Source organism: Streptomyces aidingensis (assembly GCF_900112355.1).
GTDB lineage: Bacteria > Actinomycetota > Actinomycetes > Streptomycetales > Streptomycetaceae > Streptomyces > Streptomyces aidingensis.
The window spans coordinates 269,330-293,406 of record NZ_FOLM01000005.1; the positions used below are offsets into that span (position 1 = coordinate 269,330).

General features: G+C 74.2%; 22 protein-coding genes and 1 riboswitch. Of the genes, 11 read left to right on the forward strand and 11 right to left on the reverse strand.

The window, feature by feature from the left end:
• Nucleotides 1-183 precede the first annotated feature (183 nt).
• Complete coding sequence (locus BM242_RS12280; RefSeq protein ID WP_175541384.1) at nucleotides 184-1,791, reverse strand: protein kinase domain-containing protein; 1,608 nt, start codon at nucleotides 1,789-1,791, stop codon at nucleotides 184-186.
• A 244-nt stretch (nucleotides 1,792-2,035) separates the two neighbouring features.
• Here BM242_RS12280 and BM242_RS12285 point away from each other — a divergent pair, with 244 nt between their 5' ends.
• The 3 genes from BM242_RS12285 to BM242_RS12295 are packed head-to-tail and all read left to right on the forward strand — an operon-like array spanning nucleotide 2,036 to nucleotide 4,312.
• A complete protein-coding gene (locus BM242_RS12285) occupies nucleotides 2,036-2,980 on the forward strand; it encodes an NAD-dependent epimerase/dehydratase family protein (protein ID WP_093838806.1) in 945 nt (314 codons plus the stop codon).
• Between the two features lie 5 nt (nucleotides 2,981-2,985).
• Complete coding sequence (sigJ, locus tag BM242_RS12290) at nucleotides 2,986-3,921, forward strand: RNA polymerase sigma factor SigJ (protein ID WP_093838807.1); 936 nt, start codon at nucleotides 2,986-2,988, stop codon at nucleotides 3,919-3,921.
• A 28-nt stretch (nucleotides 3,922-3,949) separates the two neighbouring features.
• Nucleotides 3,950-4,312: a nuclear transport factor 2 family protein gene (locus BM242_RS12295; protein ID WP_093838808.1), complete on the forward strand. Its 363-nt coding sequence runs from the start codon at nucleotides 3,950-3,952 to the stop codon at nucleotides 4,310-4,312.
• 137 nt (nucleotides 4,313-4,449) lie between these two features.
• Here the strand turns inward: BM242_RS12295 and BM242_RS12300 are convergent, their stop codons facing one another.
• A complete protein-coding gene (locus BM242_RS12300) occupies nucleotides 4,450-6,426 on the reverse strand; it encodes a chorismate-binding protein (RefSeq protein ID WP_093838809.1) in 1,977 nt (658 codons plus the stop codon).
• 309 nt (nucleotides 6,427-6,735) lie between these two features.
• On the opposite strand from BM242_RS12300, the gene BM242_RS12305 reads away from it, so the two are divergent.
• Nucleotides 6,736-8,094 (forward strand): class II 3-deoxy-7-phosphoheptulonate synthase, encoded by a 1,359-nt coding sequence (locus tag BM242_RS12305; RefSeq protein WP_093838898.1) that lies wholly within the window; start codon nucleotides 6,736-6,738, stop codon nucleotides 8,092-8,094.
• A gap of 197 nt (nucleotides 8,095-8,291) precedes the next feature.
• Nucleotides 8,292-8,570, forward strand: a complete 279-nt coding sequence (locus tag BM242_RS12310; RefSeq protein ID WP_093838899.1) for a (2Fe-2S)-binding protein — start codon at nucleotides 8,292-8,294, stop codon at nucleotides 8,568-8,570.
• Between the two features lie 48 nt (nucleotides 8,571-8,618).
• Here BM242_RS12310 and bfr read toward each other — a convergent pair whose 3' ends face one another.
• On the reverse strand, nucleotides 8,619-9,107 hold the full coding sequence (gene bfr / locus BM242_RS12315) for a bacterioferritin (protein ID WP_093838810.1): 489 nt from the start codon (nucleotides 9,105-9,107) through the stop codon (nucleotides 8,619-8,621).
• 176 nt (nucleotides 9,108-9,283) lie between these two features.
• On the opposite strand from bfr, the gene BM242_RS12320 reads away from it, so the two are divergent.
• Nucleotides 9,284-9,931 carry a sulfite oxidase-like oxidoreductase gene (locus BM242_RS12320; RefSeq protein ID WP_093838811.1) on the forward strand — a complete coding sequence of 216 codons (648 nt, stop codon included), beginning with the start codon at nucleotides 9,284-9,286 and terminating at the stop codon, nucleotides 9,929-9,931.
• Here the strand turns inward: BM242_RS12320 and BM242_RS12325 are convergent.
• The 8 genes from BM242_RS12325 to thiO form a co-directional block, all read right to left on the reverse strand.
• Nucleotides 9,898-10,842, reverse strand: a complete 945-nt coding sequence (locus BM242_RS12325; RefSeq protein ID WP_093838812.1) for a deoxyribonuclease IV — start codon at nucleotides 10,840-10,842, stop codon at nucleotides 9,898-9,900. The two genes, BM242_RS12320 and BM242_RS12325, sit on opposite strands and share 34 nt — an antisense overlap.
• Before the next feature lie 131 nt (nucleotides 10,843-10,973).
• A complete protein-coding gene (locus BM242_RS12330; RefSeq protein WP_093838813.1) occupies nucleotides 10,974-11,738 on the reverse strand; it encodes a transglycosylase SLT domain-containing protein in 765 nt (254 codons plus the stop codon).
• Between the two features lie 323 nt (nucleotides 11,739-12,061).
• The gene (locus BM242_RS12335) at nucleotides 12,062-14,083 is read right to left on the reverse strand and encodes a PASTA domain-containing protein (RefSeq protein ID WP_175541385.1); all 2,022 of its coding nucleotides are present in this window, start codon (nucleotides 14,081-14,083) and stop codon (nucleotides 12,062-12,064) included.
• A 128-nt stretch (nucleotides 14,084-14,211) separates the two neighbouring features.
• Complete coding sequence (locus BM242_RS12340) at nucleotides 14,212-15,441, reverse strand: DUF4190 domain-containing protein (protein WP_139238324.1); 1,230 nt, start codon at nucleotides 15,439-15,441, stop codon at nucleotides 14,212-14,214.
• 64 nt (nucleotides 15,442-15,505) lie between these two features.
• Nucleotides 15,506-16,732: a DUF4190 domain-containing protein gene (locus BM242_RS12345; protein WP_175541386.1), complete on the reverse strand. Its 1,227-nt coding sequence runs from the start codon at nucleotides 16,730-16,732 to the stop codon at nucleotides 15,506-15,508.
• Between the two features lie 136 nt (nucleotides 16,733-16,868).
• Nucleotides 16,869-17,618: a thiazole synthase gene (locus tag BM242_RS12350; RefSeq protein WP_245834021.1), complete on the reverse strand. Its 750-nt coding sequence runs from the start codon at nucleotides 17,616-17,618 to the stop codon at nucleotides 16,869-16,871.
• Between the two features lie 131 nt (nucleotides 17,619-17,749).
• Entirely contained in the window at nucleotides 17,750-17,974 is a 225-nt protein-coding gene (gene thiS, locus BM242_RS12355) for a sulfur carrier protein ThiS (protein ID WP_175541387.1), read from the reverse strand.
• The gene (gene thiO / locus BM242_RS12360) at nucleotides 17,971-19,164 is read right to left on the reverse strand and encodes a glycine oxidase ThiO (RefSeq protein ID WP_093838817.1); all 1,194 of its coding nucleotides are present in this window, start codon (nucleotides 19,162-19,164) and stop codon (nucleotides 17,971-17,973) included. Before thiO ends, thiS begins: the two co-directional genes overlap by 4 nt.
• A riboswitch (TPP riboswitch) is annotated at nucleotides 19,154-19,267 on the reverse strand. (Overlaps the previous gene by 11 nt.)
• A 116-nt stretch (nucleotides 19,268-19,383) precedes the next feature.
• On the opposite strand from thiO, the gene BM242_RS12365 reads away from it, so the two are divergent.
• The 5 genes from BM242_RS12365 (at nucleotide 19,384) to BM242_RS29360 (ending at nucleotide 24,038) form a co-directional block, all read left to right on the forward strand.
• Complete coding sequence (locus BM242_RS12365) at nucleotides 19,384-20,643, forward strand: NAD(P)/FAD-dependent oxidoreductase (RefSeq protein WP_093838818.1); 1,260 nt, start codon at nucleotides 19,384-19,386, stop codon at nucleotides 20,641-20,643.
• Nucleotides 20,644-20,798: 155 nt separating this feature from the next.
• On the forward strand, nucleotides 20,799-21,164 hold the full coding sequence (locus BM242_RS12370; protein WP_093838819.1) for an Rv2175c family DNA-binding protein: 366 nt from the start codon (nucleotides 20,799-20,801) through the stop codon (nucleotides 21,162-21,164).
• 114 nt (nucleotides 21,165-21,278) lie between these two features.
• The gene (thiE, locus tag BM242_RS12375; RefSeq protein ID WP_093838820.1) at nucleotides 21,279-21,956 is read left to right on the forward strand and encodes a thiamine phosphate synthase; all 678 of its coding nucleotides are present in this window, start codon (nucleotides 21,279-21,281) and stop codon (nucleotides 21,954-21,956) included.
• A 111-nt stretch (nucleotides 21,957-22,067) separates the two neighbouring features.
• Nucleotides 22,068-22,985, forward strand: a complete 918-nt coding sequence (gene metF / locus BM242_RS12380) for a methylenetetrahydrofolate reductase [NAD(P)H] (RefSeq protein ID WP_093838821.1) — start codon at nucleotides 22,068-22,070, stop codon at nucleotides 22,983-22,985.
• A gap of 21 nt (nucleotides 22,986-23,006) precedes the next feature.
• A complete protein-coding gene (locus tag BM242_RS29360) occupies nucleotides 23,007-24,038 on the forward strand; it encodes a hypothetical protein (RefSeq protein WP_175541388.1) in 1,032 nt (343 codons plus the stop codon).
• Nucleotides 24,039-24,077 lie beyond the last annotated feature (39 nt).

Here is a 24,077-nt window from a genome sequence, read left to right on the forward strand (position 1 = left end):
TCCGTGGCGAGGATGTCCCGGCCGGGGATGACATTAGAGGTACATGTCTGCACACGTCTATGACGGAACGTGACTATTCCTGTACTGGAATGAAGACCTTGCTGAGCGCCAGTCTGCTCCGGTGGACACAGCGCCGGGGACGGGGAGGGCGGCCCTGCCGGAAGCGGCGCCTGGCGGGTTCGTTCAGTCGCCGCTGAGGATTTCGCCGGCGCGGCGCATGTCCTCGACCGCTTCTTCAAGGCGGCCCAGGGCTGTGCAGATGTCCGAACGCACGTGGAAGGCCGCGATCTGACGGGGGTCGAGCCGGATGGCGCGGTCGATCTCGTTGAGGGCCTCCGCGCTGCGGCCCGTCCGGTGCAGGCAGTCGGCCAGGCCGATCAGGGCCTGGACGTGGCCGGGCTCCAGGCTCAGCAGCCGCTGGTAACCGCGCAGCGCGCGGTCGGGGCTGTTGTGGTGCTCGCGCAGGATGTCGGCGCTGTGCAGCAGCGCCTCCCGGTGGTCCGGCTGCCTCTCCAGCACCCAGGTGTACTCCTCGAACGCCTCGTCCCTGCGGTTGGTGCGGTCCAGGACGCGTCCGCGTCCGTAGTGCGCCTCGACCGAGTCGGGCAGCAGGCGCACCGCGGTCTCGTAGGCGTCCAGTGCCTGCCGCTGATGGCTCGTGCTGATGAAGATCTCGGCGTCGTGCGCCAGGTGGTCCAGCACAAAGGCGCGCTGGAGATGGAGATGGCCGTTGTCCGGCAGCAGGGTGACGGCCCGGTCGAGATCGGCCAGGGCCTCGGAGACCTCACCCTGGTCGAGCAGCCGTCCGGCACGGTGGAACAGCGCCTCCGGGTTGTCGGGGTCGGCGGCGAGCACGCGGTTGAGTTCGCCGAGGCCGGCGTCCTTCAGGGCGGGCGCTTGCGCGGGCGCGGGCGCGGCGGGCGAGTCCTTGGTGGTGGGGGTGTAGCCGGGGCCGGGGCCGGGGGCGGCGAGAGCCGTCAGGCGGTCCCGGACCTCGGCGGCGGTGGCCGGGCGGTCGGCCGGGTCCTTGGCCAGCAGGGCGAGCACCAGCGCGTCCAGCGCGGGCGGCAGCCCCGGGCGGCGGGTGCCGGGGGCGACCGGCGGCTGCTGGGTGTGCTGGTAGATCAGCTCGGGGAAGGTGCGGCCGGTGAACGCGCGCTCTCCGGTCAGGAGTTCGGAGAGCAGGCAGCCCAGGGAGTAGAGGTCGGAGCGGGCGTCCAGGGGCTGTCCGGTGAACCGTTCCGGGGCCATGTAGTGCGGAGAGCCGATGATCACGCCGGTGGTGGTCAGCCCGTCGCCGGCATCCGGGTCCTTGGCGATGCCGAAGTCCACCACCTTGACGCCGCCCGCCCGCAGCACGATGACGTTCTCCGGCTTGACGTCCCGGTGGATGATGCCCCGGGCGTGCGCGGCGGCCAGGGCATCGGCGATCTGCCGCGCCCACAGCAGGGCGTCCGCCGGCGCGGGCGTGCCGCGCCGCACCACGGCGGCCAGCGATTCCCCGTCCAGCAGCTCCATCACCAGATAGACGAGCCGCTGGTCCCCGTGTGCGGTATGGCTGATGTCGTGCACGGTGACGATGTGCGGATGGCTGAGGTTCCCGGCGGTGGTGGCCTCCTGGAAGAAGCGCCGCATGGCCTTCTCGGCGCTCTCCGCACCGGCCTTGAGCAGTTTGACCGCGACCCGCCGCCGGATACGGGTGTCCACGGCCTGCCAGACCTCCCCGAAGCCGCCTTCGCCGAGAGCGGCGGTCATCTCATAGCGGCCGTCGAGCACTTCGCCGGGCTGCATGGGCTCCCCTTCCCGAATTCCCGTGACCAGCCGAGAGTAGAGCAGGACCGGGAACATGGCGGGCCCCGGCCCGGCGGCCGGGCCGGCACCGGGAGGCGAGGTGTCCCCCCCCTTCCCCGGTGGTACCGGGCGCCCGGATGCCGACGGGGTGCCCGCGGACTAGGATGTGAGCTGCGTCACGTCTGTTCATGGGGTGGCGGGGTGTCCCGTCTGTTGTTGGCGAGCGGCAACGAACGGAGACGTCATGAGAATCTTCATCGCCGGCGCGGCCGGCGCGATCGGCAGCCACCTGGTTCCGCAGCTCGTGGCCCGTGGCCACGAGGTCACCGGCACGACCCGGTCGGCGGACCGGACCGGCGCGGTGCGTGCGCTGGGCGCCGAACCGGCCGTCGTGGACGCGCTGGACCCGGACTCGGTGGCGGACGCGGTGGCCAAGGCAGAACCGGAGGTCGTCGTCCACCAGCTCACCGCGCTGGGCGGCCCGGCGACGCTGCGCAATGTGCGGCGGGGGGTGGCCCTCACCAACCGGCTGCGCACCGAGGGCACCGACCACCTGCTGGCCGCCGCCCGCGCCGTCGGCGTCCGCAAGTTCGTGGCGCAGAGCAACGCCCTGTGGATGGAGCGCACCGGCGGGCCGCCGGCCGGCGAGGACGCCCGGATCGAGCCGGACCCGCCGCGCGACGTCGCCGGGGCGGTGGCCGCGCTGCGCCACCTGGAGGCCGCGGTCACCGGCATCACCTGGGCCGAGGGCATCGCCATCCGCTACGGCGGCTTCTACGGTCCGGGGACGGGCCTGAGCGCCGATCCGGAGGCCGTGATGACCAGGCAGCTCCGCAGGCGCAGGGTCCCGGTCATCGGCGGTGGCGCCGGGGTGTGGTCCATGGTGCACATCGCCGATGCCGCGTCGGTCACGGTCGCGGCCATCGAACGGGGCAGGTCCGGGATCTATCATGCCGCCGACGACGATCCGGCGCCGGTGGGCGAGATCATGCGGGCGATGGCCGCCGCGGTCGGCGCCGGACCACCGCGGCGGGTACCGGCCTGGCTCGTCGGCCTGCTGGGCGCCAAGGGGACGGTGGACCTGATGACCCGGGCCCGCGGTGTCACCACCGAGAAGACCAGACGCGAGCTCGACTGGGCCCCGCGGTATCCGAGCTGGCGCGCCGCTCTGCCCGAAGGACTGAGCTGAGCCGCATGTCCGCCTCCGATCTGTACGGCGAACTCCGGCCGCGCGCCTTCGCCATCGCCTACCGGATGCTGGGCAGCGTCGGGGAGGCCGAGGACGTGGTGCAGGAGGCCTTTCTGCGGCTGCACCAGACCCTGCAGCGGGACGAGCCGATCGCCTCGCCGCGGGCGTATGTCGCCACCCTGGTCACCCGGCTGGCCATCGACCAGCTCCGCTCGGCGCGGGTGCGGCGGGAGCGGTATGTCGGGGAGTGGCTGCCGGAACCGCTGGTCACCGGGCCGTCCCCGGCCGAGGAGGCGGAGACCGCCGATTCCCTCTCGCTGGCCTTCCTGGTGCTGTTGGAGAGCCTGACGCCGCGGCAGCGGGCCGCGTTCCTGCTGCGCGAGGTGTTCGAGTATCCCTATCCGGAGGTCGCCGGAATCGTCGGCACGGATGTGGACGGCGCCCGGCATCTGGTCGCCCGGGCCCGCGGGCAGCTGCGGGAGGGCCGGCCGCGCTACCACGCCTCCCGGCGGCAGCGGGAGGAGCTGGCCCGGCGGTTCTGCGCCGCCGCCGGGCAGGGCGACCTGGCGGCGCTGGAGGCGCTGCTGGCGCAGGACGTGGCGCTGCACGGCGACGGCGGCGGCAGGGTGCCCGCAGTCGGCCGTCCGGTCAGCGGCCGGGAACGGGTGGCGAAGATCCTGCGGGCCGGGATGGCCGTGCTGGTGCGCGGCGGCGGGTTCCTCCGGCCCGCCGAGGTCAACGGCGGACCCGGCGTGCTGGCGTTCGACGAGCAGCACCGACTGGTCGGGGTGACGGCGCTCGGCATGGCCGGGAGCGAGGTGCGGACGATCCACTCGGTCGTCAATCCCGACAAGCTGCGGCACGTCGACCGGGTCGGCGACCTCGGCGCCCTGGTGCGCGCGGGCCGCCGGACCGGCCGCGAGCGCGGAGACCACCGGTGACGGGTACGGCGACGAACGGGAGGCGGGCATGACGGAGGAACTGCGCGGGCGTTCGCCCGGTGAGGTGTTCGAGGACCATCTGCGGCTGGCGGGCGAGCACCGGTTCGACGAGGACATCGAACGCAATGTGGCGCCCGACTGCGTCATCCTGGAGCGCCGTGGAGTCTTCCACGGCCGGGACGGGGCCCGGGAACTCGCCCGCCTGCTGGCGGAGGAGCTCCCGGACGCGCCGTACACGTACACCAGCCGGCTGGTCGCCGGCCGGGTCGCCTTCCTGGAGTGGACGGCCGAGGCCGAGCACAGCCGGGTGCGGGACGGTGCCGATTCGTTCGTCATCGAGAACGGCTGGATCACCGCCCAGACCATCCACTACACCGTCGAACCGGTCTGAGCCGCCCGCCCGGCGGCCCGGACCCGCTCCTGCGTCTTGTCGCGGGTCCCGGGGCCGTGGACGCCCGGCCCGCGGTTTCCGCACCCGGCGCGGGCGGGCGGTATGCGCCCTCCGGGCCGCCGGGACCCGGCGCGCGCTCAGCCCTGCTCGGGGGCGGTGGCCGTGGCCCCGGCCGGGCGTCGGATGCCGGCCAGGAGCCCGGCGACGATCGCCGGGCCGTCCATGGTCAGCACCGACTCCGGGTGGAACTGCATCCCGGCGAAGCCGGGCCCGCGCAGCGCGTGGATCTCCCCGGTGTGCGGGTCCCGGCTCAGCCGGATGCCGTGCAGCGCCAGTTCCCCCACGGTCGGCTCGTCGCAGCGCGCCGTGTAGGAGTTGTAGAAGCCCACGGTGTGCGGCTCGCCGAAGAGGTCGATGCGCTCCTGGGCGCCCTGGTAGGGCTGGTGCCTGCGGACCAGTTCCAGACCCAGCTCGGCGGCGAGCAGCTCATGGCCCAGGCAGACGCCGAGCAGCCCGCCGCGGTGGCCGCGCACCAGCTCCGCGGTCAGCGCACGCAGCAGCCGCATCTTGGGGTCAACGGTGTCGTTCGGGTCGCCGGGGCCGGGTCCGAGCACCACCGGGCCGTCGTGCGCCGTCACCTCGGCGCGCAGCCCGGGCCGGTCGTAGCGGCGGACGGTCACCCGGTAGCCGGTGGCGCGCAGCAGATGGGCCAGCATGGAGGTGAAGGTGTCCTCGCCGTCGACGACAAGGGCGTGGCCCAGCGGACCGGAGCCGGGCGCCGCGGCGTCGCCGGTCTCGGGCTGGAGACGCAGCCAGAACGGGGCCAGATCGGCGCGGCGGGCGGCCAGCGCGGCCTGCACGCGCGGATCGTCGGCCAGCGGCGGGCGGGAGCCGCCCGGCCCCGGGTCCGGGGCGGCCGGGCGGCCGGCCCGGACCCCCAGGGCGGTGAGCACGGCGGCGGCCTTGGCGTGGGTCTCGGCGACCTCGCTCACCGGGTCGGAGTCCCGCACCAGGGTGGCGCCCACCGGTACCGCCAGCCCGCCGGTGGCCGCGTCGATGTCCACGGTGCGGATCAGGATGGGGGAGTCCAGCGTCTGGGCGCCGCCCCCGTCCCGGCCCAGCAGGGCCAGCGCGCCCGCGTAGTAGCCGCGCCCGCCGTTCTCGTGCCGGCGGATCACCCGGCAGGCGTTCTCGACGGGGGAGCCGGTCACCGTCGCCGCGAACATGGTCTCCCGCAGCACGTCCCGGACGTCGAGCGAGCTCCGGCCGCGCAGTTCGTACTCGGTGTGCGCCAGATGCGTCATCTCGCGCAGCCGCGGGCCGACGACCGTGCCGCCCCGGTCGCCGACCGTGCACATCATCTTCAGCTCCTCGTCCACCACCATGGAGAGCTCCTCGGTCTCCTTGCGGTCGGCGAGGAAGGCCAGCAGATCGTCCACGGTCGGGCCGCCGGCCGGGTAGCGGTAGGTGCCGCTGATCGGGTTCATCACGACCGTTCCGCCGGTCATCCGGACGTGCACCTCGGGGCTGGCGCCCACCAGGGTGCGCCGGCCGGTGTGCACCACGAACGTCCAGTAGGCGCCCCGCTCGCCCGCCAGCAGCCGGCGGAACAGGGCCAGCGCGTCCACCGGCGTGTACGCCGCGCCCCGGTCGCCGGTCAGGGTGCCCCGGAAGACCCGGCGGATCACGAAGTTGGCGCCCTGCCCGGCGCCGATCTCGTCCGTCACCACCCGGCGCACGATCCGCGCGTAGGTCTCGTCGTCCAGGTCGAAGGCGCCGTCGGCGACCCGCACATCGTGGCCGGGCAGCAGCCGCAGGGCCTCGGCCACCGGGACGGCCGCGGTCCGGTCCGGGACCAGTACGGTCAGCGGCGTTCCGTCGTCGGTGGCCTCGAAGCCGCGCTCCCGGATCTGCCGGAAGGGCACCAGCGCCAGCGCGGCGCCGCGCTCCGGCACCGGCAGATCGGCGAGCCGTTCCAGGTCGCGGACCTCGCCGGTCATGATCTCCACCAGGTCCTCGTCATGGCCCGGGGTGCGCCGCCGCAGCAGGGCGAACGGCGGGCAGGCGCCGGCGCCGGCCGCGCCGGAGGCCTGGCGGAGAAGTCGTTCGAGCATTGCGGTGGTTCCCTTCCGGTCGGTCGTGGACGACGCCTGCGGGGAACGGGCCGCGGAAACGCCGGAGGCCGCCCCCTCGGGCGGCCTCCGCGTTGGTCCTGTGGGTACGCGCAGTCAGTGGGCCGCCGGATCGACGGGCCACCACCAGGAGTAGGTGAACTGCGCAAGCATGGCGCACACCTTAGCCGAACCGCCCGGCATCGGCGCAAGCCCGGGGGTGCCGGCCGGCGCCGGAGCCGCCGCGTGGCCGTCGTCTCAATGTGCGGTACGGCGGCGGGCCGGCCCACCGGCACGCCGTACGCTGGGCATGTGACCGTCAACGCTGACAGCAGCATCTCCGACCCCACCTGGAACACCTGGCGTGACCTGCCCGCGGCCCAGCAGCCGGACTATCCGGACCCGGCCGCGCTGCGTGCCGTGCTGAAGGAGCTGGAGGGCTATCCGCCGCTGGTGTTCGCGGGCGAGGCGGACCAGCTGCGGCAGCGGCTGGGCGCGGTGGCGCGCGGCGAGGCGTTCCTGCTCCAGGGCGGGGACTGCGCCGAGGCGTTCGACCAGATCACCGCCGAGCAGATCAGGGCCAAGCTCAAGACGCTGCTCCAGATGAGCGCGGTGCTCACCTACGCGGCGGCGGTTCCGGTGGTCAAGGTGGGCCGGATCGCCGGCCAGTACTCCAAGCCCCGCTCCCGGCCGGACGAGACCCGGGACGGCGTCACCCTGCCCTCCTACCGCGGCGACTCGGTCAACGGCGCGGACTTCACCGCCGCCGCCCGGGTGCCCGACCCGGAGCGGCTGCGCCGGATGTACCACTCCTCGGCGGCCACCCTGAACCTGGTGCGCGGCTTCACCACCGGCGGCTACGCCGACCTGCGGCAGGTGCACGCCTGGAACCAGGACTTCGTGCGCAACTCCGCCTCCGGCCAGCGCTACGAGGCGCTGGCCCGGGAGATCGACAACGCGCTCAACTTCATGAAGGCGTGCGGCGCCGACCCGGCGGAGTTCCACTCGGTGGAGTTCTACGCCTCGCACGAGGCGCTGCTGCTGGACTACGAGACGGCGCTGAGCCGGGTGGACTCCCGCACCGGCACGCTCTACGACGTCTCGGCGCACATGGTGTGGATCGGCGAGCGCACCCGTCAGCTCGACGGCGCGCACATCGAGTTCGCCTCCCGGATCCGCAACCCGGTGGGCATCAAGCTCGGCCCGGGCACCACCCCGGAGGAGGCGCTGAGCTACATCGAGCGCCTGGACCCGGAGCGCGAGCCCGGCCGGCTCACCTTCATCACCCGCTACGGCGCGGACAGGATCCGTGACCTGCTGCCCGGTCTGGTGGAGAAGGTCACCGCCTCGGGCGCGCAGGTGGCATGGGTGTGCGACCCGATGCACGGCAACACCTTCGAGGCCGCCTCCGGGCACAAGACCCGGCGCTTCGACGACGTGCTGGACGAGGTCAAGGGGTTCTTCGAGGTGCACCGGAGCCTGGGCACCCACCCGGGCGGCATCCATGTGGAGCTGACCGGTGACGATGTCACCGAGTGCGTCGGCGGCGGCGACGAGATCTTCGTGGACGATCTGCATCAGCGCTACGAGACCGCCTGCGACCCGCGGCTCAACCGCAGCCAGTCCCTGGACCTGGCCTTCCTGGTGGCGGAGATGTACCGGGCGCAGTGAGCGTCCCCCGCCGGGCGGGCCGGGCCCGGCGGACGCAGGCCCGCCGTGGGGCGCGGATCACAGCGGATCCGCGCCCCACGGCACTTTTGTGCCCACTCGGGCGGCAGGTAAGGTAAGACTTACCTCACCGGATGCGGGTGAGGGCCGCGAAGCCGTGGGCCGTCCCGGCCGTCCGGCGACCCCTGGCGGAGGTGAAGGTGTACGTCTGCTCGTGCTTCGGCGTCACGGAGCAGCAGGTGCGTGAGCACGCGGAAGCCGGTGCCTGCACCCCGCGGCAGATTGCCTCCGTGTGCCGGGCGGGCACCGACTGCGGTTCCTGCGTGCGGCGCATCCAGGGCCTGCTGGGCCGGGGCGACTGCCCGCGCCGGGAGGTCCTCAGGCAGCAGTTCGCGACGGGCCCCGCCGGGGATCCGGCCGGGGACCGCACCGGGACGGCGGCCGGACGGGTGGAGCCGGCGGTGCCGGCCGCCGTCTGATCCCGTGGCGGCCGGGCGCGGCCAGGGGCGGGGGCCAGGGGCGCCCGGTCAGTCGCCGTCGCCGTCCGGCTGCTCGATGAGCTGCGCGATGTAGAGCGGTTCGCCCAGCTTCTCGATCAGGTCGAGCTGGGTCTCCAGATAGTCGATGTGGTGTTCCTCGTCCTTCAGGATCGACTCGAAGATGTTGGCCGAGGTGATGTCGCCCTTGCTGCGCATCAGCTCGACGCCGCGCCGCAGCCGGTCGATGGCCTCCACCTCGATCTGCCGGTCGGCCTGGAACATCTCGGTCACCGTCTGGCCCACCCGGACATGGAACAGCCGCTGATAGTTGGGCAGCCCTTCCAGGAAGAGAATCCGGTCGGTGAGCACCTCGGCGTGCTTCATCTCGTCGAAGGACTCGGCCCGGGTGTATTTGGCGAGCTTGGTCCAGCCGAAGTTCTCCTGCATCTTGGCATGCAGGAAGTATTGATTGATGGCGGTGAGCTCGGCCGTGAGCTGCTCATTGAGGAACTCGATGACCTCCGGATCGCCCTGCATGGCGGTGAGCTCCCTTCCGGGTCGGTGAAGAGGTGGCTGTTCCGCGCATCGTGACACCCCGGGGGCGATTGCGTCCAGTAAGCGAAGCCTTACCGAAATGCCCTGTTCGGCGTGGGGGAAGGAGCGCCGGGGGGTGGCGGTGCGGGGCGCCGTACCGGGTCTGTCACCATGGACGCATGGGTCAGCCGGAACAGCACACGGGGGAGAATGTACGGAACGTACGGTCTTCCCGGGACCGGCTCCCGCCCGGCCAGCGCCTGCAGCGCGGCTGGCCGGTGACCCACTACGGGCCGGTGCCGCGATACCGCGCGGAACGCTGGGAGTTCCGGATTTTCGGTGCCACCGCGGACGGCGAGAAACATTGCTGGACGCATGAGGAGTTCTCCCGGCTGCCCTATCAGACGGTCGTCGCCGATCTGCACTGCGTCACCAAGTTCTCCATGCTGGATGTGGAGTGGGGCGGGGTGCCGGCGAGCACTCTGCTGCGGATGGTGCCGCCCGCGGAGAATGTCACCCATGTGATGGTGTGGGCCGAGTACGGCTACAGCGCCAATCTCCGGCTCGCCGACTTCGCCGACGAGAAGACCATCTTTGCCACGCACCGTTCGGGCGAGCTGCTGACCGCGGAGCACGGTTTTCCGGTGCGGCTGGTCGTGCCGCATCTCTATGCCTGGAAAGGCCCCAAATGGGTGCGCGGTGTGGAATACATGACCGCCGACCGACGGGGTTTCTGGGAGGAGCGCGGCTATCACAATCTCGGTGAGGCGGGCCGCGAGCAGCGCTATTCCTATCAGGAGGAACCGGGGGAGGGCCCGGAGCTGTGAGCCGCCCGGCCCTCGGTGCCGGCGCCGGCGAGGTCCGGCCCGGGGGCGTCGCGCAGCTCCTTGAGCCGGGCAACATCGCCGGCGTGGCCCTCCGGGCCGCCCGGCGTCTCGGTGACCAGCGGCACCCCGGCGGCGGCCGGATGGCGCAGCAGCGCCCCGAAGGCCGCCGCCCCGATGTGCCCGGCGCCGATGTTGGCGTGCCGGTCCTTGCGGGCGCCGCAGACGTCCTTGGAGTCATTGGCGTGGATCAGCCGCAGCCGCCCCGGGCCCGCGGCGGCCGTCAGCTCGTCCAGCAGGGCGGCCACCCCGTCCGGGGCGGCCAGGTCGTGCCCGGCGGCAAAGGCGTGGCAGGTGTCCAGGCAGATCCCCGCCCGGGGGTGGTGGTCCAGCGCGGCCAGATACGGGCCCAGCCCGTCCATGGCGGAGCAGAGCGAGGCGCCCTGCCCGGCGGTGGGCTCCAGCAGCAGCCAGGGGTCGTCGTCCTCGGTCAGCCCGTCCAGCAGGGGCAGCAGCTTCTCGCGCATCCGGGCCAGCGCCGTGGCGCGCTCCCGGCCGCCGGTGGCCGAGCCGGTGTGCACCACCACGCCGCGGGCGCCGATGGCCCGGCCGCGCCGCAGCGAGTGACGCAGCGAGGCCACGGACAGCTCCGCGGTCGCGGGGTTGTGCGAGCCGAAATTGATCAGATAGGGGGCGTGCACATAGACCGGCAGGCCCTCGGCGGCGCAGCCCGCCCGGAACTGCTCGTCCTGGGCCGGGTTCCCGGCCGGGGTGGCCCAGCCGCGTGGGTTGGCGACGAAGACCTGCACCGCCTCGGCGCCGATCCGGCGGGCGTAGGCCAGGCCGGTGCGGGCCAGCCCGCCGGCCACCGGGACATGGGCGCCGATCGGGCTGCGGCTGGGGGGCGGGGGCACCGGCCCAGTATCCCAGGGCGGCCGGACGCGGCGGAGCCCGTCCGGCCCCGGCCGCTTGCGCGGCGGGGCCGGACGGGCTCGCCCGGGGTGCTGCCGGGGCGGCGGGCCGGCTTCCCGGCGGCCGGCCGGCGTCAGTAGGCGCCGAACACGTTGTCGATGGAACCGTAGCGGTCCCAGGCGTAGTTGGCCGCGGCGACGATATTGGCCACCGGGTCGTAGATGTCGTACGGGGTGCCCGGGACGTGGTAGGCGTCGAAGGTCGGCTGGATCACCTGGAGCAGGCCGATCGACGGGGTGCCGTTGATGGCGTTGATGTCCCAGTTGTTGATCGCGTTGGGATTGCCGCTGGACTCCCGCATGATGTTGCGGTGCAGGCCGTCGTAGCTGCCCGGGATGCCGTTGGCGGCCATGATGTCCAGGGCCTCGTTGATCCAGCCGTCCAGGTTGTCCGCGTACGCGGCGGTGGTCGTGGCGGCCTGCACCACCTGGGTCCGCTCACCGGACCGGCCGGCCTCCTGCTGCTCCGCCGCGCGCTGCTCCGCCGCGCGCTGCTCCGCCTCGGCCTGGGCCTCGGCTTCGTGCTTCTTCTCGGCCGCGGCCTCGAACTCGGCGGCCTTGCGGGCCACCAGCATGCCGTGCTCCTGCTCGGCGTCGCCGTGCAGCGGGATCTCCCACCGGCTGCCCGGGTCCTGCTGCTGCCCGGCGGCCCCGCCGGTGCCGGTATCCCAGGCCGCGGTGTCCGCAGCGAGGGAACGCACCTCGCGACCGTCCGCCGAGGCCGGCGCGGGAACCGCGGTGAACGCCAGGGCCGCCACGCCTGCGGTCAGCAGGGAGCCGGCGGTGACCTTCTGCGCCACGGGTATCCGACGCAGGCTGGGAAGACGATAACTGGGCATGTACACCTCTCGCTGTTCGCTGCCGTGGATTTCACGGCGATGCGCGAAGGCTTTGGTAACAGCCCGGGGAAAAGGCAGGCAAAGAGCCTTCTTACTAAGCGGGATAGTGCACCGAGGGCGGCCGGAAAGGCGGCTTAGTTCCGAGGAAAGAGATGTGCAGGAGCGATCTGCGGAAAGCCTGGCAATTCACGGGCAACTAGGCCCGGTCGTAGTGGACCTAAGTCCTATGAGCGGCCTCACAGAAAAACCGCCTCGCGACCCCCGTCATACCCGGTGACGGGCGCCCGCGGAAACCGTTCCGGCGCGACGGGCATACGCCCGCGTCAGCGGACGAAGATGGTGATGGTGGAGCCCTTGGGTGCGGAGTCCGGCTCCCGCACCGACTGGTTGAAGACCGTGCCGGTGAAGAAGAAGCGCTGGACGCTCACCTCGAAGCCCGCGTCCTCCAGGACCCGGACGGCGTCGTCCTCGCCCAGCCCTCGCACATCCGGCACCACCACCATCTCCGGCCCCTTGGAGATGGCCAGGGTGACCGTCTCGCCCTCGCCGGCCCTGCTGTCGCCGGCCGGGTCCTGCTCCGCGACCGCGCCCGCCGGGAACTCGGAGAACACCCGCCCGGCCGCCACCTCGACCTCGAAACCGGCCTCCCGCAGCCGCTGCTGCGCGGTGCCCTCGGGCAGGCCCAGCACATCCGGCACCTCCACCTCGGCGCCCCGGCTGACCACCAGATCGACCGGGGTGTCCGGCCGCAGCTCGGTGCCGATGGCCGGGTCGGTGGCGATCACCGCGCCCCGCGCGATGGCCGGGTGGAACCGGCCCTCCTCCTCGCCCGGGGTGAGTCCCGCCTCGGTCAGCAGCCGCTTGGCCTCGCCCAGCGGGACCCCCGCCAGATCCGGGACCTGCACCACCTCCGGCCCCCGGGACACCACGACGGTGATCACCGCATTGCGCCGCACGCGCTCGCCGCGCTCCGGATCCGTCTCGATGACCCGGCCCTTCTCGACCGTGCCGGAGAAGGCGTACTCCACCTCCACCCCCAGCCCGGCCCGCTCCAGGGTCCGGCGGGCCTCCTTCTCGGTCAGCGCCAGTACGCCGGGGGTCCGGAGGAACTGGCCGGAGTTGATGTACCAGACACCGGCCCCCGCACCGAGGGCCACCAGCACCAGGCCCAGCAGGGAGAACAGCGCCCGCCGGGACGGCCCGCCGCGCCGCGCGGGCGGCTCCCCGGCGGGCGGCTCCCCGGCCGCGCCCGGCACGGCCCCGGGCGGCGGGGGCCCGGGAATCCCGCCCGGCTCCACCTCGATCACGGCCGTCCGCTCCATGGGCGCCTCGGCCGGCGGCACGGCCACGGCGGGCAGCGGCACCACGCTGGTGACATCGTCCGGCCCGGACCCCGGCCCCGAGCCCGAGCCGGACCCGGTGAAGCCCGTGGCATCCGCCGGGGCGGCGGGGCCGGGCCGGACCAGTGCCTGGTACGGGAAGGCGTCGAGCTGGGCGTCGGTCAGCCGGGAGCGCGCCGCGCGGACCATCGACAGAAACACCGCGGCATCGGCCGGGCGGAGCTGCGGATCGCGGGCGGCGGCCCGTGCCACCAGGCCGTCCAGCTCGGCGGGCAGCCCGGAGACCAGGGCCGAGGGCAGCGGCATCTCCGACTGCACATGGGCCAGCAGCACCTGCGCCGGGGTCTCGCCCCGGTGCGGCTTGGTGCCGGTGAGCATCTCGTAGAGCATGACCCCGCAGGCGTACACATCGGTGAAGGGGCCGAGGGGGCCGCTCTGGATCTGCTCCGGCGCCAGATAGGAGACGGTGCCCAGCAGGCTGCCGGTGGTGGCCGAGGTCTGGCCGTCCACCCCGCGCACCAGGCCGAAGTCGGCGATCTTCACCCGGCCGTCGTCCCCGATCAGCACGTTCTCCGGCTTGACGTCCCGGTGCACCAGGCCGCCGCGGTGCGCGGCGCCCAGCCCGGCCAGCACCGGCTCCAGGATGTCCAGCACCGCGCGGGGCTGCAGCGCGCCGCTCTCCCGCAGCACGTCCCGCAGGGTGCAGCCGGCCACATACTCCATGGCCAGATAGACATAGCCGCCGTCCGTGCCCTGATCGGTGACGCCGACGATATTGGGGTGGTCCAGCCCGGCGGCGGACTTGGCCTCCCGGATGAACCGTTCCACAAAGGCGGCGTCGGTGGCCAGGGCGGGGTGCATGACCTTCAGGGCGAGCACGCGGTCCAGCCGCATGTCCAGCGCGCGGTAGACGGTGGCCATGCCGCCCACGGCGACGCGCGCGTCGACGCGGTAACGGCCGTCGAGCACACAGCCGATGAGCGGGTCCTGAAGGGTCATGTCCACAGGCGAAGTCTACGAGCCGCGACGGACAGGACCGCCCGAACGGCCCACCCCGCACCGGGACCGCAGCGGAACGGTGACGAACGGCCGGGCACCGGCACCCCGGGGGGAGGGGCGGGCCCCGGGCCGGCTCAGGCGTCCAGGCCGGGCCCGGCGGGCGTGGCCCCGGTGGCCAGCTCCAGGGCCTCCCGCAGCGCGATCTCCTCCTGGTGCCCGAAGGCCGCGTAGCCGGAGTCGTAGTGCTGCTGGAAGACGTCCCAGCCGGTGGCCGCGGCGGCCTGCTCCCAGTGCTCGGCGCCGGACCGGCGGGCCTCGGCCAGGGTGGCCGCCAGCGCGGCCACGCCCTCGGTCTCCCAGGGCGCCTCCTCCAGCCGGTCGGACTGCTGCCGGGACAGCCGGGTCATCTCGTCCGCCCAGCCGGTGAAGTCCTCCAGCTCGGCCTCCTGCGGCGGCTCCGATATCAGCGCGGCGGTCAGCGGTCCGCTCAGCTCCAGAAAGCGCAGCTGCTCGGGGGTGAAGCCGGACGCGTCAGCGCGCAGGGAGTGCTCCAGCGGCCCGTCCCCGGAATGCAGGAAACAGAGGAAGCGGCGGTCGCCGAAGTCCTCCCAGGAGTCCCGCCGCGGGTAGTAGTAGGAGGGCCACAGACCGTCGGAGAGTTCCCACACGTCCAGCACATAGGGCTGGAGCCGGGCGGCGCACTCCCGGGCCGCCTCCAGTTCCAGCAGCTCCGCGCCCGGGTAGTCCCCGGAGTAGCCGGAACGCGCCTCGCCGTACGCCTCGGCGTTGTGCGGCTGGTCGCAGGGGATGACCTCCACCGCGTACTCGGTGCCGCCCGGCTCGGCGGAGGTGTTGAAGCAGTCGCCGGCCCGGAGCTCGTCCACCCCCTGCTCGTCGCTGAGGATCGCCGCGGTGATGCCCAGGCCGATCAGGAGCAGCATGGCGGACGAGACCGCCACCCCGGCGACCGCCATGCCCTTGCCGCGCTGGCCGTGCCGGCGGATCTGCACCAGCGCCACAATGCCCAGGATCAGCGAGACCGGGGCCAGACAGGTGGGCAGGGTGGCCAGCGAGGCGACGGCCAGCCCGTTCATGGGCGGACGCGGGGGCGGCGGCACGGCCCACGACGGACCATGGCCCTGCGGATAGCCGGGCAGGGCGCCGTACGGGGCCGGCCCGCCGGGGCCGGGCACCGTGCCCGGGCCCGGCGGGAAGGCGCCGCCGGGCGGTGGCGGGGGGTACGGCGCGGGGCCCGGGGCGGCCCCCGGCTGCGTCGCTCCGGGGTGCTGCTGCCAGGGGCCGGGCTCCGGGGTTCCGGAAGGGGGTGGTGTGGTCACGCTGTCCTCACGCTGCTCGCGGCTCACGACTGGGCGGTGGCCGGATCGTATACCAGTACGAGTCGGGCGCCGCCGGCCGCCGGAACCGCCGTCACTCGCCGGTGGCCAGCGCCAGTGCCTCGCGGACCGCGTACTCCTCCTCGTAGCCGTACGCCGCCGCGCCCTCGTCGTAGTACCGCCGGTATGCGTCCTCGCCCGCGGCGGCGGCCGCCCGCCACTGCCGCACGGATTCTTCCCGGACGTCGGCCAGGGCCGTGATCAGGTCCTCGGTCCCGGCGCTCCAGCTCTCCGCCCGCAGCGCCGCCGCGTACCGCTCCATCTCCTCGGCCATCCGCCCGGCCCACTCCTGGTGCAGGGTGTGGTCCTGCGCCAGCGGCTCGGACAGCCAGGCGGCCTCCACCGGTGCGGTCAGCTCCAGGAAGCGGAGCTGCTCGGCGTCGTAGCCGGCCGAGTCGCCGCGTGCCGAACCGGTGAGGTCGCCGCCGCCGGTGCGGGCGAAGAAGCACAGCACCTCACGGTCGCCGAGCCGCCAGCCGGACTCGATGGGGTGGAAGAAGTACATGTCCAGCGACTGCGCCCAGGTGTCGATCACATAGGGCTGGATCAGCGCCGCGCACTCGCTGCTCGCGATCTCGGCGACCACCTCGTCGCCGGGGAAGGCGGAGTGGCCCTCGATCTCCAGGCTGCCGAAGACCTCGGACTCGTGCGGGCCGTCGCAGGAGACCAGGGTGACCTCGGCCTGCTCGGCGCCCTCCTCGGCGTAGTCCTCCAGCCTCCCCGACGCGAAGCAGTCGCCGACGGCCAGCTCGAAGACCCGGACGGTCTCGCCCCCGGAAGGATCCCGGCCGTCCCGGCCGTCGTCGCTGTTCCGGTCGCCCGAGCTCTCGGCGGGGCGGTCGTCCTCCGCGGCGTACAGGGCCACCGGGACGGCCACCGACACCACCACGAGCTGCAGCGAGGCCAGTACCACCCCCGTCACCGCCAGGCCCTTGCCGCGGCCGGGGCGGCTGTTGAGCTGCACCAGCGCGACGATGCCCAGGACCAGTGCCACGGGGAACAGCAGGAGTACGGAGGCCACCAGGGAGCCCACGGCCGGGCCGTTGGTCCTGCCGGCCTCCGGCGGCATCCCCCAGGGCCCGCCGGGCGGCCCGGGAGGATACGGCGCACCGGGGGGTCCGTCCTGCCCGGGTCCGTAGCCGGGTCCGTGTCCGTAGCCGTGGCCGGCCGGGCCGGGCGCGCCGTACGGACCGGGCTGCCCCGGCCGCTGCGGCGGCCACGGCGGTTGCGACCCGGGCGGCTGCGACGGCGGGGTGGTCACGGTCCTTCTCCTTCTCTCGCGCCCCGGCGGCGCGGTCCGGCCGGGACCGGTCCCCGGTGGGACGAGAGGAAAATACCACACGCCGCAAACCGGTGATCTTGCTCAAACCGCAGGTCCGGGGCGGTCCCCGGCGGCTTCAGGAGCCGGGGAACGCGGGCCGCTCCGGGTCGAGTTCGGCCCGCCCCTCCACCGGGGAGGAGGCCAGCGCGTAGTGCCGGCGCGGGATGCGCCCGGCCCGCGCGGCCAGCCGCCCGGCCGCCACCGCGTGCCGCATCGCCCGCGCCATCAGCACCGGACGCTGCGCCCGGGTCACCGCCGAGGCCAGCATCACGCCCGCGCAGCCCAGTTCCATGGCCTGGGCGGCATCCGAGGCGGTGCCCGCGCCCGCGTCCAGGATCACCGGGACCCGCAGCCGTTCGGTGATGAGCCGGAAGTTGTGCGGATTGCGGATGCCCAGCCCGGAGCCGATGGGCGAGCCCAGCGGCATCACCGCGGCACAGCCCGCCTCCTGGAGCCGCAGCGCCAGCACCGGGTCGTCGCTGGTGTACGGCAGCACCGTGAAGCCGTCGTCGACCAGGGTCTCGGCCGCCTCCAGGGTGGCCACCGGGTCCGGCAGCAGGGTGTGCTCGTCGGCGATGACCTCCAGCTTGACCAGGTCGGTGCCGAGCGCCTCGCGGGCCAGCCGCGCGGTGAGCACCGCCTCCCCGGCGGTGAAGCACCCGGCCGTGTTGGGCAGCACCGCGATGCCCAGCTCCGCCAGCACGGACAGCACCGAGCCGCGCACCCCGGGCTCGACCCGGCGCATCGCCACCGTGGTCAGCTCCGTGCCGGAGGCGGCCAGCGCCTCGCGCAGTGTCCCCGGGCTGGGGGCGCCGCCGGTGCCCATGATCAGCCGCGACCGGAACCGGTACCGGCCCAGCACCAGCGCGTCGTCCGCCTCCGGGTCCGGGTCCGGGTCCCGGTCCGGGTCCGGTTCCGGACCGCGGTGCGACGGGTCCGCCTGCATGCTCATGGTGGTCAGCCTCCTTGCACCGCGGTGAGGACCTCCACCCGGTCCCCCTCGGCCAGGGCCGTGGCGGCCCAGTCCGCACGCGGGATCACCGTCTCGTTCACCGCCGCGGCCACCCCGCCGCGGGCCTGGGTCAGCTCGCCGACCAGCGCGGCCAGCGAGGTGCCGGGCGGCAGCCGGCGCGGCTCGCCGTTCACCGACACCGTCACCGCGGCCGGCCCCGGCCCGGTCACGCCGGCACCCCGGCGAACCGCATCGGGCTGAACGCCTGCCAGCGCCCGGGAAGTTCGCCCTCGGTCAGCACCTCGGCCAGGATTTCCCCGGTGACCGGCGCGAGCAGAATGCCGTTGCGGTAGTGGCCGGTGGCCAGCAGCAGGCCGTCCAGTCCGCTCGGGCCCAGCAGCGGCGCGTTGTCCGGGGTGCCGGGCCGCAGCCCGGCCCGGGTCTCCGCCAGCGGCAGCTCGGTCAGGCCCGGCACCAGCTCGTGCGCGTCCCGCAGAAGCTGGTAGACCCCGCCCGCGGTCACCGTGGTGTCCCAGCCCTGCTCCTCGGAGGTGGCGCCGATGACCAGCTCCCCGGAGCGCCGCGGCACCAGATAGACGGAACTGCCGCGCACCACCGCGCGCACCGTGCGGGACAGGAACGGCGGACGGCTCTGGGGCATCCGCACCCGCACCACCTGCCCCTTCACCGGACGGACGGCCGGCCGCAGCTCCTCGGGCAGCCCCGCGAGCATCCCGCTGCGGCTGCCGCCGGCCAGCACCACCCGGCCCGCGCCCAGCCGTCCGCCGTCCGCCAGCTCCACCCCGGTGGCCCGGCCGCCGGCCGCCGAGCACAGCAGCTTCCCGGCCCGGGTCCGGCGGAACTCCACCCCGGTCCGGCGGCAGGCGGTGACCAGGGCCGCGGTCAGCAGCCGGGGATCGGCCTGGTGGTCGCCGTCCACCCGCAGGCCGCCGCGCACCCCCGGCGCCAGCATCGGCTCCAGCCGGCGGCACTCCCGTCCGCTCAGCCACTGCGCTTCCAGGCCGCAGCGCTGCTGAAGGGCGTGCAGCTCACGCAGCTGCGCCCGGTCGTCGGCGTCCAGCGCCACCGCCAGGGTGCCGCAGGCGCGGTAGCCGATGTCCTGGCCGGAGACCTCGGCCAGCTCGGCGGCGAACTCCGGATAGGCGCGGGCGGAGGCCAGATTGAGCTCCAGCAGCGCCTCCTCGCCGTAGTGCAGCTCGGTGACGGCGGCCAGCATGCCCGCCGCGACCTGGGCGGCGCCGCCGCCCGGTGACGGATCGACCACCGTCACCCGCAGGCCGCGCTGGGCCGCCCGCCAGGCCGTGACCAGGCCGATCACCCCGCCGCCGATCACCAGCACATCCACGGCGGGCGTGGTGGACGGCGGACCGGGGTCCGAAGCCGCGGGCATCATGGACATTCCTTCTCCCTTCGCCGGCATGACCCGGATCAGGTTCCTACGGTCGGAGGCCGCGTCAGCCTCCCTCTCAGCCCGGTGCGTCCGGGCTCCCGTGAGTGCGGTCGCCGTCGCCGCGACGGACGCGGTGACCGACCGCCAGCGTAGTACGGTCCGCGCCGCGCCGTTAAGCCGGACCGCCGGGCCGGAGGCGCCGGAGACCCACCCCCTAGGCTTGCGCCTGTGACGACGGGACAGGAGCCGGGGAGCGGAGCGCGGGCGGGCGTGGTGATCGCCGGGGCCGGCCTGGCGGGTGCCCGCACCGCCGTGGAACTGCGCGAGCAGGGCTGGGACGGCCCGGTCACGCTGCTGGGCGGCGAGAACCGCCGGCCCTACGACCGGCCGCCGCTCTCCAAGGAGGTGATGCTCGGTCAGGCCGAGAGCAGCGAACTGGACATCGACTACGCGGCGCTGGACATCACCCTGCTCCAGGGACGCGCCGCCACCGGTCTGGACCCGGCCGCCCGGCTGCTGCACACCGACGGCGGTCCGCTGCGCTACCGCCACCTGGTGCTGGCCACCGGTGCGGAGGCCGTCGCCCTCCCCGGCGCCCGCGGCGGTACCGGAGCGGCATCGGGCACAGCCCCCGGCGTCCATGTGCTGCGCACCCTGGACGACGCCCTGGCGCTGCGCGAGGTGCTGGCCGCCCGCGGCCGTCTGGTCGTGGTCGGCGCCGGCTGGATCGGCGCCGAGCTGACCACCGCGGCCCGCGCGGCCGGCTGCCCGGTCACCGTGGTCGAGGCGTCCGGCCAGGTGCTGGCCGGCGCGCTGCCCGCCGAGGTCACCGCTCCGATGCGCCGCTGGTACGCCGAGTCCGGCGCCGCCTTGCGCACCCGGGCACCGGTCGCCGCCGTCCGCACCGGCGCGGTGGAGCTGGCCGGCGGACAGGTGCTCGGCGCCGATGCCGTGCTGATCGGCATCGGGGCCCGCCCCGCCACGGGCTGGCTGGCCGGCTCCGGGGTGCCGCTCGATCCGGCGGACGGCTCGGTACGGGCCGACGCCACGCTGCGGGTGCCCGGCGTGCCGGACGTCTGGGCGGCCGGGGACTGCGCCTCCTACCCCTCGGCCCGCTACGGCCGCCGCATGCTGGTGCACCACTGGGACAACGCGCTGCACGCGCCGCGCACCGTGGCGGCCGGCATCCTCGGCCGGGCGGAGCGCTACGACCCGGTGCCGTACTTCTGGTCCGACCAGTTCGGCCGCACGGTGCAGTACGCCGGGTACCACGGCGACGCCGGCACCCCGCTGTGGCGCGGCGACCCGGAGAGCGGTGCCGGCTGGACGGTGTGCTGGCTGCGGGAGGGGCGGCTGACCGCGCTGCTGACGGTGGACCGCCCGCGCGACGCGGCCCAGGGCCGCCGGCTGATCGACCGCGGCACGCCGCTCGACCCGGCGCGCGCCGCGGACCCGGCCGTGCCGCTGAAATCCGCCGCCCTGCGCTGAGCCGCCGGGCCGCCGGCCGCCCGGCCGTGACCCGTGGGACGGGCGGGGCGGAAGGGCGGCGCGGGAAAGCCGCACACCGACCGGGACCGGCATGTATGCCGCGGGCGGGCGGTTCCCGGGTGACGCCGGTCGGTACCGGATGGCAGGCTGAGAGAGTGACCGAGATTGATCCGAAGATCGACGCCCTTGTCCCGTCCTGGCTCACCCTTCCCGACATCGCCGAACGGCTGGGAGTCGAAGTGACCAGGGTCCGGCAGTGGGTCAAGGAAGGCCAGCTCATCGCCGTGCGGCGCGGGGAGAACCGGGTGCTCCAGGTTCCGGCCGACTTCATCGGCGAGGACCGCATCGTCAAGGGACTCCCCGGAACCATCACGCTCCTGAAGGACGACGGCTTCACCGTCGAGGAGATGCTGGAGTGGCTGTTCACTCCCGATGACACCCTGCCGGGCACGCCCGCCCAGGCGCTGCGCGAGAACCGCGGCACCGAGGTGAAGCGCCGCGCCCAGGCCCTCGCCGTCTGATGTCCCGCCCGGGGGCGCACGGCCGCGGCGCGGCGGCCGTGCGCCCCCGGCCGTCCTTCCCCCACTCCTCCGGCCGGCCCGGCCGGACCGTTCAGCACCCGAGAAGCGAGCCGCATGATCTCCGTCCACGAGCCCCGTCCGCTGTCCCGGCTGTCCCGGTCCCGGCTGTATCTGTGCACCGACGCCCGCACCCGGCAGGGTGATCTCCCGGAATTCCTGGACGCGGTGCTGGCGGGCGGCGTGGACATCGTCCAGCTCCGCCAGAAGGATCTGGAGGCCCGCGAGGAGCTGGCCCTGCTGGAGGTCTTCGCGGACGCCTGCCGCCGGCACGGCGCGCTGCTGGCCGTCAACGACCGGGCGGATGTGGCACACGCCGCCGGGGCCGCGGTGGACGTGCTCCACCTCGGCCAGGGCGATCTGCCGGTGCCGGCGGCCCGCGCCGTCCTGGGCCCCCGGCCGCTGATCGGCCGCTCCACCCACAGCCCGGCCGAGGCGGACGCCGCCATGACCGAGCCCGGGGTGGACTACTTCTGCACCGGGCCGTGCTGGCCCACCCCCACCAAGCCCGGCCGCCCGGCCCCCGGTCTGGACCTGGTCCGCCACACCGCCGCCCGCTCCCCGGACCGGCCCTGGTTCGCCATCGGCGGCATCGACGCCGGGAATCTGGACCAGGTGCTGGACGCGGGCGCCCGCCGGGTGGTGGTGGTCCGGGCGATCACCGAGGCGGAGGACCCGGGCAGGGCCGCCGCCTCGCTGGCCGCCAGGCTGCGGGCCGCGCCGTCCGCCGGCTGAGCGGCGCGGCCCGGCGCGACCGCCGTGATCCGGCCACTTCCCGGCCGTTTCCGGCCGTCCGTACTCCGGACGGCCCCCGGGACGCGGCCGGCCCCTGGGTAGCCTCGGGGCATGGCCCTTGGACTTCCCTCGGTACGGACCGATCACGCGCGTACCGTGCGTGAACTGCTGGCTGGCGGCGAGCGCTCCTACTCCTTCGAGTTCACGGCGCCCCGGACCGCGAAGGGCGAGCGGGCCCTGTGGGAGGCCATCCGGCAGGTGGAGGCGGTCGGCCCGACCTTTGTCTCGGTGACCTACGGCGCGGGCGGGTACTCCCGGGAGGGCACCGTGCGGGCCACCGAGCGGCTCGCGGACGACACCACCCTCACCCCGGTCGCCCACCTGACCGCCGTCAACCACTCCAAGGCCGAACTGCGCAACATCATCGGCCGTTACGCGGACGTGGGCATCCGCAACATGCTCGCGGTGCGCGGCGATCCGCCCGGCGACCCCATGGGGGAGTGGGTGCCGCATCCGCAGGGCGTCACCTACGCCGCCGAGCTGGTGGAACTCATCAAGGAGTCCGGAGACTTCTGCGTCGGGGTGGCCGCCTTCCCGGAGATGCACCCGCGCTCCACCGACTGGGAGACCGACATCCGGCACTTCGTGGCCAAGTGCCGGGCGGGCGCCGACTACGCCATCACCCAGATGTTCTTCGCCGCGGACGACTATCTGCGGCTGCGCGACCGGGTGGCCGCGGCGGGCTGCGACGTCCCCATCATCCCGGAGATCATGCCGGTCACGAGCGTGCGGCAGATCGAACGTTTCGCCCAGCTCAGCAACGCGACCTTCCCCCCGGAGCTGGAACGGCGCATTCTGGCGGTCAAGGACGACCCGGCAGCGGTACGCTCAATCGGAATTGACTATGCCACGGAGCTGTGCGCGCGGCTGATGCAGGAGGACATCCCCGGACTCCACTTCATCACCCTCAACCGCTCCATGGCCACGCTGGACATCTACCGGAATCTGGGTTTGGATCGGCAGACCTAGTTCCACGAGGAGAGGGCGGACATGGGCTGGGCGGTCCTCTACGTCGCGTTCGGACTCGTCGCCTTCTGGCTCCTCGGTGAGGTGCTGCTCCAGTACAAGGCAAGACTGCGGTGGCGGCTGCTGGCCTTCACCGGCTTTCTCGGTGTGGTGCTGGGCGTGCTGCTGCCGTCCCTGCCGCTGATCGCGCTCGGCGCGACGGGCTTCGCCATCGGGCAGACGCTGGTCACCCTCTCCTACCGCAAGGGCTTCTCCACCGGCTGGGCGCTGGGCGGCCGGCCCGGCACCAGCCGGCGGCGGCGCGGCGAGGTACGGCCCATGCCGCCGGTGGACGAGGAGGCCCCGCCCGGCGCGGCGGACGGGCCGGACGCCATGCCGGTGCCGCCGGACGGCCGGGACGCGGATGCGCCTGGGCCGGACGGCGGCGGCCCGGGCGGCTACCGCGACGAGGGCTATCAGCAGCCCTACCGCGAGCCCTACCAGGAGCCCTTCCAGGACGACTACGCCGCCACCCCCGCCGGCGGCTGGCCCACGGTCACCGGCACCGGCTCCGGCCGGGAGTACGACACCGGGGAGCACGGCTACGCCACCCCGGAGTGGGGCCCGGAGACGCCGGCGCCCGCGTACGCCACGGACGGCGGCGGCTACTCGTCCTACGAGGCCACCGCGTACCAGGACCCGTACCCGGCCGGCTATCCGGGCGGCGGACAGCAGGGCTACGGCTCCTACCCGGACCCCTACCCCGGCGGCCCCGGCGGTGACCGTGCCTACCCGGAGTACGGCGGCCAGGGGTATCCGGAGCAGGGCTACGGCGCCCAGGCACCGGACGGGTACCCTCCGCCCGCGCAGCCCGCCGCCTACGACCCGTATGCCGCCGGCGAGGGGTATGACACCGGCGGCGGCCAGTGGGCGGTGGCCGCCGGGCCCTCGTACTACCAGGAGACCCCGCCGGGCGGGGTGTGGGTGCCCCAGCAGCGCGACCCGGCCATGCCGGACGGCTACCCGCAGGCCGGCCCCGACCCCTACGCCACCGGCTACTACCAGCAGAACCGCTGACCGCGGCCCGGGAACCGCCCGGGCAGCAGGCCGGCGGAC